The 12461-nt window shown below is 66.1% G+C and carries 14 protein-coding genes; 6 read left to right on the top strand and 8 right to left on the bottom strand.

What is annotated here, in order from left to right:
* On the top strand, nt 1-611 hold a 611-nt coding region (locus ACFTZB_RS35350), incomplete at its 5' end, for an acyl-CoA dehydrogenase family protein (RefSeq protein WP_378438968.1).
* Between the two features lie 137 nt (nt 612-748).
* Here the strand turns inward: ACFTZB_RS35350 and ACFTZB_RS35345 are convergent.
* The 6 genes from ACFTZB_RS35345 to ACFTZB_RS35320 form a co-directional block, all read right to left on the bottom strand.
* The gene (locus tag ACFTZB_RS35345; RefSeq protein ID WP_124393719.1) at nt 749-1078 is read right to left on the bottom strand and encodes a VOC family protein; all 330 of its coding nucleotides are present in this window, start codon (nt 1076-1078) and stop codon (nt 749-751) included.
* 81 nt (nt 1079-1159) lie between these two features.
* On the bottom strand, nt 1160-1885 hold the full coding sequence (locus tag ACFTZB_RS35340; protein WP_378438965.1) for a thioesterase II family protein: 726 nt from the start codon (nt 1883-1885) through the stop codon (nt 1160-1162).
* Between the two features lie 150 nt (nt 1886-2035).
* On the bottom strand, nt 2036-2419 hold the full coding sequence (locus ACFTZB_RS35335) for a VOC family protein (protein ID WP_378438963.1): 384 nt from the start codon (nt 2417-2419) through the stop codon (nt 2036-2038).
* Between the two features lie 13 nt (nt 2420-2432).
* Nucleotides 2433-3191: an ArsR family transcriptional regulator gene (locus ACFTZB_RS35330; RefSeq protein WP_378438961.1), complete on the bottom strand. Its 759-nt coding sequence runs from the start codon at nt 3189-3191 to the stop codon at nt 2433-2435.
* A 150-nt stretch (nt 3192-3341) separates the two neighbouring features.
* Nucleotides 3342-4835, bottom strand: a complete 1494-nt coding sequence (locus ACFTZB_RS35325) for an MFS transporter (protein WP_378438959.1) — start codon at nt 4833-4835, stop codon at nt 3342-3344.
* Nucleotides 4832-5881 (bottom strand): alcohol dehydrogenase catalytic domain-containing protein, encoded by a 1050-nt coding sequence (locus ACFTZB_RS35320; protein ID WP_378438957.1) that lies wholly within the window; start codon nt 5879-5881, stop codon nt 4832-4834. The genes ACFTZB_RS35325 and ACFTZB_RS35320 overlap by 4 nt, the downstream gene beginning before the upstream one ends.
* 101 nt (nt 5882-5982) lie before the next feature.
* Between ACFTZB_RS35320 and ACFTZB_RS35315 the strand changes: the two genes are divergently transcribed.
* Together ACFTZB_RS35315 and ACFTZB_RS35310 are read left to right on the top strand one after the other, a co-directional pair.
* Nucleotides 5983-6882: a helix-turn-helix transcriptional regulator gene (locus ACFTZB_RS35315; protein ID WP_378438955.1), complete on the top strand. Its 900-nt coding sequence runs from the start codon at nt 5983-5985 to the stop codon at nt 6880-6882.
* A 556-nt stretch (nt 6883-7438) separates the two neighbouring features.
* Nucleotides 7439-8140, top strand: a complete 702-nt coding sequence (locus ACFTZB_RS35310) for an MspA family porin (RefSeq protein ID WP_378438953.1) — start codon at nt 7439-7441, stop codon at nt 8138-8140.
* A gap of 349 nt (nt 8141-8489) precedes the next feature.
* Here ACFTZB_RS35310 and ACFTZB_RS35305 read toward each other — a convergent pair whose 3' ends face one another.
* A complete protein-coding gene (locus ACFTZB_RS35305) occupies nt 8490-8927 on the bottom strand; it encodes a carboxymuconolactone decarboxylase family protein (RefSeq protein WP_378438951.1) in 438 nt (145 codons plus the stop codon).
* Between the two features lie 55 nt (nt 8928-8982).
* On the bottom strand, nt 8983-9621 hold the full coding sequence (locus tag ACFTZB_RS35300) for an HD domain-containing protein (protein WP_378438949.1): 639 nt from the start codon (nt 9619-9621) through the stop codon (nt 8983-8985).
* 130 nt (nt 9622-9751) lie between these two features.
* On the opposite strand from ACFTZB_RS35300, the gene ACFTZB_RS35295 reads away from it, so the two are divergent.
* The 3 genes from ACFTZB_RS35295 to ACFTZB_RS35285 all read left to right on the top strand — a co-directional run.
* Nucleotides 9752-10732, top strand: a complete 981-nt coding sequence (locus tag ACFTZB_RS35295; protein ID WP_378438947.1) for a GlxA family transcriptional regulator — start codon at nt 9752-9754, stop codon at nt 10730-10732.
* Nucleotides 10733-10892: 160 nt separating this feature from the next.
* Entirely contained in the window at nt 10893-11273 is a 381-nt protein-coding gene (locus ACFTZB_RS35290) for a hypothetical protein (protein WP_378438945.1), read from the top strand.
* Between the two features lie 169 nt (nt 11274-11442).
* Nucleotides 11443-12461, top strand: a 1019-nt coding sequence (locus tag ACFTZB_RS35285; protein ID WP_378438943.1) for an MFS transporter, incomplete at its 3' end; no start/stop codon positions are given.

Below are 12461 nucleotides of genomic sequence, written 5' to 3'. Positions count from 1 at the left end.
CGTTCCTGATCGACAAGCAGCGCGGTGGGTTCCCGGCGGGGATCAGCGGGACGAAGATCCGCAAGATCGGGTACTTCGGGTGGAGTACCTGGGAGTTGTCGTTCGACAATTTCCGGGTCCCGGCGTCCGCGATGCTCGGGGAGGAGGGCAAGGGTTTCTACCTGGCGGTGTCCGGGTTGGAGGTGGGGCGGGCGCATACCGCGGCGCGGGCGATCGGGTTGGCGCGGGGCGCGTTGGAGGATTCGATCGCGTATCTGCACACGCGCCGGCAGTTCGGGCGCGAGTTGGCGGATTTTCAGCATCTGCGGTTCAAGGTTGCGGCGATGGCCGCCGATATCGAGGCGGCGCGGCAGTTGATGTATGCGGTGGCCACCGATATCGATACCGGTCGGCGGTGTTCGTTGGAGGCGTCGATGTGCAAGTTGGTGGCGACGGAGATGGCGGAGCGGGTGACCAGTGAGGCGGTGCAGATCCACGGCGGCGCCGGGTACACCACCGATTTCCAGGTGGAGCGGCACTGGCGGGATGCCCGGTTGACGAAGATCTTCGAGGGCACCAGCGAGATCCAGATGCGGATCATCTCCGACGAACTGCTGGGCACCGCAAGGTAATTGCCTGGATTCACGGCCCGCGTCGAAGCCGGTTGAACGACTGTCGCATCCACCGGCCACTTCCCGCGTCGCACGTGATCAGGCCGACACGGGCCGGGACCCGCCGAACATGGCGTGGGTCCCGGCCACACCGACTGCTACTTGCCGCGCAGACCGATCGGGTTGCCGTCTGCGTCGGCAAGCACGCACACCCGCGCCTCCGGCGCGACCTGGCGCGGAGCGCTGCGCTCGGTCGCACCCGCTGCGAGCAGGGTCGCACGGGCCGCATCGAGATCCTCGACATCGGCGAAGGCCACCGGTCCCCCGCCCTCTTCGCCCGGGTTGAGGGCGACCTCGAAGCCGTCGACGTTGTATCCGACGTAGTAGGGCTGGTCGGTGTGCGGTTCGCCGAGCAGCGCGGTGTAGACGGCCTTCGCGGCATCCAGATCGGACACCGGAATCACCAGGCTGCGGATCGTGGCACTCATACTTGTCTCCTCAGGGTCCGGCGGTCACATCGGTAACCGCTCGGTGTCCACGCTAGGGGCAGCCCGGGGACCGGCGCTTCTTTATTCCTGATCAGTCCGCGGCATGTTTCGTCCGGTGCCGTCGAACCGCGAGCCGACCAGTGAAGCGACCTCGTCCGCGTGCTCATCGAGATAGAAGTGGCCGCCGGAGAATTCACAGGTCTCGAAGGATCCGGACGTGAATTCGCTCCAGGGCCGGATGTCGGTGTCCGTCACCGACGGGTCGGAATCGCCGCGAAGAGCAACGATCGGGCATGACACGTCCTGTCCGGCCTTGTACCGATACGTCTCGACGGCCTTGTAATCGTTACGCACGCTCGGTAGGACCATCTCTGCCAGGTCTGGGTTCTCGACCAGAACCTGCACCACATTCGACTCCGGACCGCCGAGCCGGCGCATGTCGTCGAGCAAGGCCCGATCGCTTGCCAAGTGCAGCGTTGTCGGCTGGACGACACTCGGTGCCGTTCGGCCGGAGACGAACAAGGCGGCGAGCGCGTGACCTCGTTGCTCGAACCGCCGCGCCGCCTCGAACGCGACCGTGGCACCCATGCTGTGACCGAAGACCGCGAGGGGCCTGCCCGCATGCGGAGTCGACTCGCGCACAACCCGCTCGGCAATCGCGCCGATGTCGGGCATCATCGCCTCGCCGAGGCGATCCTGGCGACCCGGATACTGCACCGCCAGCAACTCGATCCGCGGGAAAAGCGCGTCGGCCAACTGTCGATAGGCACTCGCGGTGCCACCACCGTGCGGAAAGCACAGCAACATTCCGGATGCGCTCGGGGAGGGTCGGAAACACCTGATCCACATCTTCTCTCACCACTCCCCGTTGTCGAGACGACGGTGGGACGGTGTTCACAGTAGCGCGTCTCGTGGTCGATCGGCGAGCGGTGCCGGGCAGCCGATGTCCCCGGCTCCTCAGATTGCGGGCTGGAAGAGTTCGATCAGATTGCCGGCCGGGTCGGCGATCAGGATCTGACGCCCACCCGGACCGGCGACCACATCGCTGCGGAACGCGACGCCGGCATCACGCAGGCGGGCCGCTTCGGCGTCGAGGTCGCCGACGATGAGGTGAATACGGTTTCGGCCCGCACCGGCGTTGTCGACCGGGGTTGCGCGAGCCCCCGAACTGGCCGGGCCCGACAGCAAGAGCCTCAGCGAGCCGCGTATCACGTCGGCGAAGGCCGGGGCAGGATTTGTGTGCAGAGTGAAGCCGAGGTGGCTGGTGTAGAAGTCGATGGCTGCGGACACATCGTCGACCAGGTAGCGGACGCTGACGTAGTCGTCGCGTGGGGTCGTCATCGCAAGCTCCTTTTCACTTTTCGGTGGTGAGGTTCGGCATCAGGTACCGGATGCGGGTGTCGATGTCGGCGGCGGTCGCCTGGAAGGCCGGGTACGTGTCCTCGTCGGTGCCGCCTGCTTCCGACGGGTCAGGGATGCTCCAGTGGATCCAGTGCGTGCCCTCACCGAACTCCGGACAGACTTCACGGGCCTTGTCGCACAAGGTGATTACGGTGTCGAACCGCTGGCCTTCGAGTGCGTCGACGTGGCGGGGATCCTGACCGGAGATGTCGATCCCGAACTGTTCTCGCAGCACCCGCACCGCATTCGGGTGCATTATCGGCCTAGGGCGGATGCCGGCACTGCGTGCTTCGACTCGGCCGTCGGTGCGCTGCAGCAGCAGAGCTTCCGCGATCACGGAACGGGCACTGTTACCGGTGCACACGAACAGCACCGACGCAGGTGCCTGCGAATCGAACTGCGGGGCGGTGGGAATCAACCCGAGCGCCGGGTGCAGCGCGGCGCCCGCGCCGGTCAGCATCTCGGCACAGCAGTCCAGATCCAGGTGGTAGTAGCTGTCGCGGCCGTCGAAGCTGCTGCGGGTAGCCCTCACCAGCCCGCCGTCGCGCAGCAGGCGCAGGTGGTAGGAGATGAGGTTCTGCGACTCGTCCAGCAGTGTCACCATCTCCCGAACCCGGAAGTCGCCGCCGGACAGCGCCGCCAACAGCTGCCACCGCAACGGATGAGCAGCCAGCTGCACGAACGACGGGACTGGTTGACGCACCAACACCACAACACCAGGCTACCACCATATACATCAAATCAGTTTGATGTATATGGTGGGATTCGTCGAGCTTCGGAAATGTCGAGACCGAATGCCTCGCGGGTGATGTGGTCGCGTTCCGGGCCGCCGCGCACACCGGTGTCGAGAGGCATTGCGATTTCATTGTTCAATGTCGCTGTGGCATGGTCCTGCTTCAACCTTGGGGTCGGTTATCGGGTGCTGGGAGCGCCGGTCGGACGAGGTGCCCGAAGCCGCACTGCGGTCTCGTGCGGCGGGCACGATCACGGTGAGCACGACGGCCAGCGCAAGCAAGAGCAGAACGCTGCTGCCGGTGAGGGCGGCGCCGACGTGGTCGGTCACCGCTGCCGGCCCGTCGAGGGTGCCGCCTACATTGGCCGAGATGGCGACGAGGACGCCCAGCCCGAGTGCCATTCCGAGTTGGTGGGCGGTGTTGACCAGGCCGGATGCCGCGCCGGCGTCCGCCGAATCCACATCGGCGATTCCTGATTTCGTCAGCGGCCCGAACGCCAGGCCTTGCCCGGCGCCCACCAGGACCATCGGCAGCGCAACGTCCACGACGTATGTATCGAGGGCGTCGATGCGGCTCAGCCATGCCATGCCGGCCAGGGTGAGCGCCGTCCCGCTAGCAAGGAGAGTCCCGTTCGACAGCCGGGCGCTCAGCCGGGGCACCGCGAGTGCGACGGCGAAGTTGACGAGGGTCATCGGCAGGAAGGCGAGGCCGGCTTGTAGTGGGGAGAAGCCGAACCCGTCCTGGAGCAGTTGGGTGGTGAAGTAGAAGAAACCGATCATCGCTCCGAGGTAGAGCAGCCGAGCGGTGTAAGCGCCCGTGCGCTCACGACTGCGGAACAACCGCAGCGGCAGGATCGGCTGCGGCACCCGGCCCTCGTGGACGACCAGCGCGACCAGCAGGATGGCCCCGATTACCAGAGCAGCCTGGACCCGTGCCGATCCCCATCCAGCGTCGGCGGATTCGATGATCCCGAAGATGACGGCACCCATGCCGAGTGTGGCAGGGAGCGCACCGATCACGTCGAACTGTCTGGTTTGCCGTGGTGTTTCCACGAGCACCGTGCCGGACCACACGATCAATGCGACCGCGATCGGGACGTTGACCAGGAACGCCGCTCGCCAGGAGATCCACTCGGTGAGCGCACCCCCGACGAGGAGACCGAGACTGGCGCCGATACCGGCCGTTGCGGCGTACCAGGCGATCGCTCGAGTGCGGGCCTCGCCGTCGAAGTACGTCGTTATCAACGCCAAGGACGTCGGTGCGACGATCGCCGCACCGATTCCCTGCACCGCGCGGGAGGCGATCATCCACCAGCCCTCCGGCGCGAGCCCGACGAGCAGGGAAGCGGTACCGAAGATCGCGAGCCCGATCCTGAACAGTCGGCGCCGCCCGACGATGTCCCCCGCACGGGCGGCCAACAGGAGCAGGCCGCCGAAGACCAACGTATAGGCGTCCTGCACCCACGACAGCGCGATCGGCGACAGGTCGAGTCCGGATCGGATGCTCGGCAACCCGGTGAAGATCACCGAATTGTCCAGTAGCACCATGAAATAGCTGACCAGAATGATTCCCAGAACCGCGGTCTGTTTGGCCGAAGCCCGACCGGAAACCTCGGTGGTCACGGCCGAACCGCGACCTTGAGCGCTTCCCGGGCATCCATCGCCGCGTAACCCTGCGGTGTCTGATCCAGGCCGACGGTCCGGTCGAACACCTTTCCCGGCTGCACGGTGCCGTCGAGGACTGCCGGAAGTAGCTGCTCGATGTACGCGCGTACCGGTGCCGGACCACCGGTAAGAGTGACATTCGGTCCGAACAGGCTCCCGAACCCGACCGGCGCGTCCTGGTACTGAGGCACCCCCACCCGGCTAATCACTCCGCCCGCGCGGACGACGCCCACGGCCTGGTCGTAGGCGGGCCGGTGACCGACCGCCTCGAGGACGATCGCGCTGCCGAGTCCGCCGGTCAGCGCACGAACCTTCGCGATCCCCTCCTCGCCGCGCTCGGCGACCACATCGGTTGCACCGAATTCGCGGCCGAGATCGGTCCGCACCCGATGCCGACCCATCAGCACGATCTGCTCGGCGCCGAGTTGACGAGCCGACAGCACGGCCAACAATCCCACCGCCCCGTCACCGATCACGGTCACGACACTGCCCTCGCCGACGCCTCCGCGGACCGCGGCGTGCCAGCCGGTGCCGTACACGTCAGACAGCGTCAACAGGGAGTTGAGCAGTCCATCGTCGGCATCCTCGCCGACCGGCGCCTTGGCCAGCGTGCCGTCGGCCAGCGGCACGCGGACTGCTTCGGCCTGACCGCCTGCCGTACCCAGCGCGGCGTCGTTCCAGAACCCGCCGCGCACGCACGAGGTCTGCAGACCCTGTGAACAGAACACACAGGTGCCACACGACACCGCGAACGGCGCGATGACGAAGTCACCGACCCGCAGCGTCCTCACGTCCGATCCGACCGCTTCGACGACGCCGATGAACTCGTGCCCCATCGACGTGCCCGCAGGGTCGACGCCCATGGAGTGGTAGGGATGCAGGTCACTGCCACACACGCAGGCCCGCACGATCCGTACGAGAGCGTCGGTGGACGATTGGATGGTGTGATCAGGAACATCGATGACGCGGACATCGCCCGCTCCGAACATGTACGTCGCTTTCATGTCACCCAGTCGACCTCCATTCCGGCCGCCCGGGGAGTCACGGATGTTCCGGGTACTGCCAGTACCTCCCACACCGTGCGGTTACTACCTACCGTGGACTCATGAGTTCGATCGACCTGCGCACCGAAATCCGCGAGTTCCTCGGCACGCGGCGCGCACGCATCACCCCCGAGCAGAGCGGACTCCCCGTCTACGGGGGCAACCGCCGAGTCAAAGGCCTGCGCCGCGAAGAGGTCGCCATGCTCGCCGGCGTCTCGGTCGACTACTACGTCCGCATGGAACGCGGCAACCTTTCCGGCGCTTCCGACAGCGTTCTGGATTCCCTCGCCGGCGCCCTGCAACTCGACGACGCCGAACGCGATCACCTCTTCGCCCTCGCACGCCAATCGCGAGCAAGCAGTACTCGTCGCCCCCGCACCCCGCCGATGACGGTTCGTCCGGCGATCCAGCAAATACTCGACGCCACCACCGACGCACCGGCGTGGATCCGCAACGGCCGCCACGACATCCTCGCGATGAACGACCTCGCCCGGGCCCTGTACTCCCCCGTGCTCGCCGACCCTCGCCGTCCGGCCAATACCACCCGATTCGTCTACCTCCATCCGCGGGAAGCTGAAGAGTTCTTCGTCGACTACGACACGATCGCCAAGGACGCCGCCGCCATGCTCCGACTCGAAGCCGGCCGCAACCCCCACGACAAAGCGCTCATCGCACTGATCGGGGAACTGTCGACCCAGAGCGAACTGTTCCGCCAACGCTGGGCATCACAAGACGTGCGGTTCCACCGCAGCGGTCGAAAACGACTGCGCCACCCTGCCGTCGGTCAACTCGACCTCGACTTCGAAGCACTCGAACTGCCCTCGGAACCGGGCCTCCAACTCAACATCTACACCGCCGCCGCCGGCACACCCACCGCCGACGCCTTCAAGCTCCTCGCGTCCTGGGCCGCCAGCCGGGAAATACTCGACACCGAACAAGACACTTCCCGCCGTCCTCGGTGACCTCGAACGTCGGGGTGACCGTCGCCGAGATCTCTACCGACCCGAAACGCGAGGTGGTCCGGCCCGCAGTCGGTCCCGCATCTGCCCGGCGCGCCGACCGAACGGGTACATATTCTCCAGCCACCACGACGCACCCACTTCGACCCATTCCGACACCGCAGCAACATCGTTGGGGCCGGACGTCGAGCCGCTCGCCACGTACGCGAAATCGTCCTCCCGCCCGATCGCGTGCCGCCCGCTCGAACGGCGCCGGGTTCGCCCAGAACCTGCGGCCGCCGACGCGCCAGCGGCGTCACCACCGTCCCCAGCAACACATGCGAGGTCGCGGTCGCCGCGACGGCCAGGCACGTCCACGACGACCGTCAGCGGTTCGGACCACTCCGTGAACGGTGGCAGCGTCACTCGATAACGCATCAGGTCAACCTACTGACCGGACGCCGCAATCGCACGGGACTTCGTCGTGAACTTCTGATCAATACCGAGATTCTGTGCGCCCCCGTCGTTACGCTTCGCATACTTCTTCACCTCTGTTTGAAGCACTCTGAATGGGGTCGGCATGACGGACATCAGCACATCTCGCGTTGGGTATAAGTGGTTCACTCGCAGTGTCGCGGTCGCGGGAATCGCAGCGCTCGCCATGGTCATGGGCAACGGCACGGCGTCGGCCGGCGTGGACAATTCCAGCTCTGTCATCGACGCCGCCGGTAACCGGATCGAAGTTCTGCAGGGCGACACCTCGTACCAGGTCGTGCCGCCGCTCGACGGAGTACCCACCAGCGTGGAGTTCTTCCACAACGGCTATGCCGGGGTCAACATCACCGGGCCGGATGCGGCGGAATTCAAGGGCACACAACTCACCGTCGGCTACCAGATCGGTTACCCGATCGCGTTGGCGGGCGCGACGATCGTCCTGAACACACCCGGTCTCGGGTTTGCGATCGGCTCGAGCAACGGCATCGACCTGGGTCTCGTCCCGGACCTCACTCTGGGGCTCAACGCGGGCACCAGCGCCACACTCGCCGGCGACATCATTCCGTCGCAGGAACTCGATATCGACCTCGAGCCGGGCGGAATCACCACCGTCCCGATTCTGGAGGGTCAGGAGTTCGACGGACCGGCGGCCTCGGTGAGGATGCAGGGCGTCCACGGTTCGATCTCCGGCGCCCTCGGTGCGGTCACGATCCGCCCCTACGCCATGGCAGTCACCGCGGACGGCGACACGGTCATGACTTACGGTGTGCCGCAGAAGCTCAACTAGTTCACTCCGGCACGGAACGACGATGTGCAGGCCGGCGCGACCCAGTCGTGCCGGCCTGTCCTCGCGCGGTGACGCGAACCACAATCTAACTGAGACGTGTTCGGAAAGAACAGAATTCGTGATTGTTCGGCCGATGCATCCGAGTAGCATTCAGGGTGTGCTGCTGCAAGTTCGATGCAACCGATCCAGCGGCATGTCGGCCCCCGCTCACTGCCCTCGAAAAGCGGTGGCGGGGGCGCGTCGCGTGCACTGCCCCTGTCGAGACCCACTGTGCGCATGCCGAGCACTTCCGCCACCAACGTGCTACTCGCCGAGAGACATCGCCCGTCGGCGGACGTAATGCGCGGCTCTACGGCGCAACCGGGTAGTGGCTGCTGACCGCGACCCGGTTCCAGGCATTCATCACCGTCGCGAGCCAGCTGATCGCGGACACCTGCTCGTCTGTGAGGGAGCCGTCGTCCCAGGTGCGCCGTTCCGGAACGGCGAGAGCGGTGACCTGTTCGGCGAGAGCGAGCGCGGCGCGTTCCTGGTCGCTGAAGTACTGCGCCTCCCACCACGCCGCGACGACCGCGAGCCGATCCGTCGTCTCCCCCTTTGCGAGGGCATCGCGCGTGTGCATGCGAAGGCAGAAGGCACAGCCGTTGAGTTGCGAGACGCGAATCTTCACCAACTCCACCAGGAGCGGGTCCACTCCCGCCGATTCCAGTGCAGCCTTCACGTCCGCGTCCAGCTTCATCAGGCTCTTGTACACAGATGGGTGCTGCTTGCTGAGATTCACGCCGGTCATGATGTCCCCTTCGTCCAAGCGTCGTCATCGCACGCTGCTTTGCAGTGCGTCCCGGTCACGCAGACCAGGCCGATTCCATGATCCGCTCCACCATGCTCACGCGACGGAAACCCGGAACGAAATGTTCGAGCACGTCGGCATTGACGGTGCCGTAGGTCGTGTCCGGCCGGTAACTGAGCCCGTCGACGAAGGCACGCAGAAAGTCGATCTTGAAATCGCCGCGCGGATGAACGGCGGTGATCTCCTCCACCTGCCCCGGATCCAGCTGGTCCAGACCCGATCCGACCACATCGGTGAGGACACCGAAGTTGGTGGCAGCAACCTCGTCTCCCATCCGGCCCGGAATCCCGGGCGTGGTGTGCAACGCGATCGCCGTCCAGACCACCTCGGCAGCAGCACCGGAGAATCCCCGCTCGAGCAGGAACCGGCGAGCGTGATCGGCGCCGTCGAGCTCGAACCGCTGCTCGACATCCGAGAACGGGCGCAGCAGACCCGTGTCATGAAACAGCGCAGACAGGTACAGCAGCTCCGGGTCCGGCCGCAGGCCGAGCTCACGGCCTCGGAGCGTGCTGAAGAGGAACACCCGCCGCGAGTGATGGAAGATCAGCGGGTTCGTCGTGTCCCGGATGAGGCGTGTCGCCTCCGCCGCCGCCGGCGTCTCGGGAATTTCCACTCCTGCGATGATCTCGGACATGGGTCCTGCCCTTCCCGATGTCGATGTTGTAGAACGGACGGTGTGCCCGTCCCCTCACGATGCCGAACATCCCGGACCAGCGCCGCCCCGTTCCGGCCATGAAGCACCCGAATCCGGACAGGCGGTAAACGTGGACAGCAGCCCCCACCCGCATCGGGTCGCGATCCTCGTCTACGACGGCGTGAAACTGCTCGACGTCGCCGGCCCCGCCGAGGTGTTCGCTGAAGCGAATCGCTGCGGCGCCGACTACCGGATCGTGCTGCTGTCACCGACCGGCGCCGACGTGGGCTCGTCGATCGGCATCCACCTCTCCGTCGACGGCGACGCCGAATCGGAACCCGCCCCCGACACCTTCCTCGTCGCCGGCGGCGACATCTACCCCCGAACCGCCATCGCCCGCGACCTGATCGACGCCACGAACGCTCTCGCCACGCGAGCCGCCCGGGTCGGGTCCATCTGCACCGGGGCGTTCGTCCTCGCCGCGGCCGGACTGCTGGACGGCAAACGCGCCACAACACACTGGAAAGTCGCACACCAACTCGCAGCCCGGCACCCCACTACGCATGTCGAACCCGATTCGATCTACGTTCGCGACGGCACCACCTACACCTCCGCCGGTGTCAGCGCCGGCATCGACCTGGCACTGGCACTGGTCGAAGAAGACCACGGCCCCGAGCTGACCCGCGACGTAGCCCGACACCTGGTGGTCTACCTGCAGCGCGCCGGCGGACAATCACAATTCTCCGCCCCACTCCAGGGCCCACCACCACGAACACCGGCCCTGCGCCGCATCGTGGACCTGGTGACAGCAGACCCCGCCGGGAACCACTCCCTCACCGAACTCGCCACACACCTCAACGTCAGTGCCCGGCACCTCACACGCCTGTTCCGAACCGAACTGTCGACCACCCCGGCCCGCTACGTCGAACTGATCCGCTTCGACCTGGCAAAGGCCCTCCTCGACCAGGGACACAACGCAACACAGGCAGCATCACTCGCCGGGTTCCCCAGTTACGAAAGTCTCCGACGAGTCTTCGTGCGAGAGCTGTCGATGTCACCGACCGTCTACCAACGCCGCTTCGGCACCGCACACCGCGCCGACGCAGAGTAGCTCGACGCAGACTTGGCGTGGTTGCAGGCTGGGGTTGATTTCGACGTCGTACAGGGTGGCGGGATGACCACCCTGTGGGTGTTACCACCGGCCCGCTCCCGGAGCAGAGTTGGTCTCGTTCGCACGACGCGAACGTCACCCAACAGGCAGGAGCAACACAATGACCTCGATCAAGACCCGCACCGCCGTCGCAGCCGCAGCGGGCGTCGCCGTAGGACTGGGAGTGTTGATGGCGCAGGGTGCCATCGCTGGTGCCGCACCCGCCGAGGGGGTCGCTCCACACGCGGTTTCCCCGTACACCGTCCAGGTGCGAGACCGCATCGGATGCGCCGACGCCTGGCCCATGGTCGCCTGCGATGCCCCGGACGAGGACCGGCCCCCGCAGGTCACCCTGGTCGAGCCCGGCACCACACTGACCCAGCCGGGCGGCACCGATCTCTTCGGATCCTCGAGCGCCCAGTTCCACCCGGCGAACTATCCCCTCGAGCCCGACGACGGCGTGATCTCCCATTCGCTCGATCCCGACATGCCCTGGATGTGAACCCACTATCGCGGAGAGGTGGGCGACGACAGCCGGGACAGTCTGGCCGACCTTGAATCCACCTCGTCGAACACAACGGTCCCGGCCGACCGGGATCGACAACCTGCACCGCGTCGAATGATAGATTCCCACTATGCGGAGCGAACGCTCCGCTTCGTTGGGAGTATTCATGAAAACCGCTTCGCCGCGGACGCACTATCAATTGACATTTTCCGTTCTCACTATCGGTGTCGGCGCCTTTGCTCTTCTGCAGTCACTGGTGATTCCGGTGCTGCCGACCCTCGAGTCGGCGCTCGGCACGAACCAGGCCGACGTCACGTGGGTGCTGACTGCCTACCTGTTGTCGGCATCGATCTCCACCCCTGTCATGGGACGCCTCGGCGACATGCACGGGAAGAAGCGCGTGTTCGTCATTGCACTCACCGCACTGGCGGTGGGGTCCCTGCTCGCCGCCGTCGCCACGTCTCTGCCGGTGATGATCGCGGCTCGGGTGATCCAAGGCATCGGCGGGGGTGTGCTGCCGTTGGCGTTCGGCATCATCCGCGACGAGTTCCCCGAGGAGAAGGTGACAGGAGCCGTTGGCACCATCGCCGCACTCACCGCTGTCGGTGCAGGTCTCGGCATCGTCCTCGCCGGCCCCATCGTGACCGTACTCAGTTACCACTGGCTGTTCTGGATTCCACTGATCATGGTCGCCGCGGCGGGGGTGGCCGCGCAGCTCCTGATCCCCGACTCCCCCGTGCACACCGCCGGCAAGATCAACTGGCTCACTGCGCTGCTGCTCTCCGGGTGGCTCGTCGCACTACTGCTCGGTGTGAGTCAGGCGCCCGCATGGGGTTGGGGCTCACCGATCACCATCGGGCTTCTGGTGGCGGCCGCGGTCATCGTCGTGACCTGGGTGGTCGCCGAAGCGCGCTCCGCCAACCCGCTGATCGACATGCGGATGATGCGCATCCGCAGCGTCTGGGCGGCCAACCTGCTGGCCCTGCTGATGGGAGTCGGCATGTATGCCGCATTCGGCTTCCTGCCGCAATTCCTGCAGACGCCCACGTCCGCCGGATACGGCTTCGGCGCTTCGGTCACCGAGTCGGGTCTGATGCTGCTGCCCCTGAGCGTGGGAATGTTCCTGCTCGGACTCGCCTCGGGCCGCCTGGCGGCTCGACTGGGTTCGAAAGTGCTGCTCATCGC

This window comes from Rhodococcus sp. NPDC057014 (genome assembly GCF_042673295.1).
Lineage (GTDB): Bacteria > Actinomycetota > Actinomycetes > Mycobacteriales > Mycobacteriaceae > Rhodococcus_F.
Note: the sequence above shows the minus strand (reverse complement) of the source record. Positions and strands in the feature narration are given on the sequence as shown.

Bases quoted from the DNA above. Each gene is read 5' to 3' on its own strand.
- ACFTZB_RS35345 (WP_124393719.1), bottom strand. From the start codon at position 1,078: ATGAGTGCCACGATCCGCAGCCTGGTGATTCCGGTGTCCGATCTGGAT.
- ACFTZB_RS35340 (WP_378438965.1), bottom strand. From the start codon at position 1,885: ATGTTGCTGTGCTTTCCGCACGGTGGTGGCACCGCGAGTGCCTATCGA.
- ACFTZB_RS35335 (WP_378438963.1), bottom strand. From the start codon at position 2,419: ATGACGACCCCACGCGACGACTACGTCAGCGTCCGCTACCTGGTCGAC.
- ACFTZB_RS35320 (WP_378438957.1), bottom strand. From the start codon at position 5,881: ATGAAAGCGACGTACATGTTCGGAGCGGGCGATGTCCGCGTCATCGAT.
- ACFTZB_RS35315 (WP_378438955.1), top strand. From the start codon at position 5,983: ATGAGTTCGATCGACCTGCGCACCGAAATCCGCGAGTTCCTCGGCACG.
- ACFTZB_RS35310 (WP_378438953.1), top strand. From the start codon at position 7,439: ATGACGGACATCAGCACATCTCGCGTTGGGTATAAGTGGTTCACTCGC.
- ACFTZB_RS35305 (WP_378438951.1), bottom strand. From the start codon at position 8,927: ATGACCGGCGTGAATCTCAGCAAGCAGCACCCATCTGTGTACAAGAGC.
- ACFTZB_RS35300 (WP_378438949.1), bottom strand. From the start codon at position 9,621: ATGTCCGAGATCATCGCAGGAGTGGAAATTCCCGAGACGCCGGCGGCG.
- ACFTZB_RS35290 (WP_378438945.1), top strand. From the start codon at position 10,893: ATGACCTCGATCAAGACCCGCACCGCCGTCGCAGCCGCAGCGGGCGTC.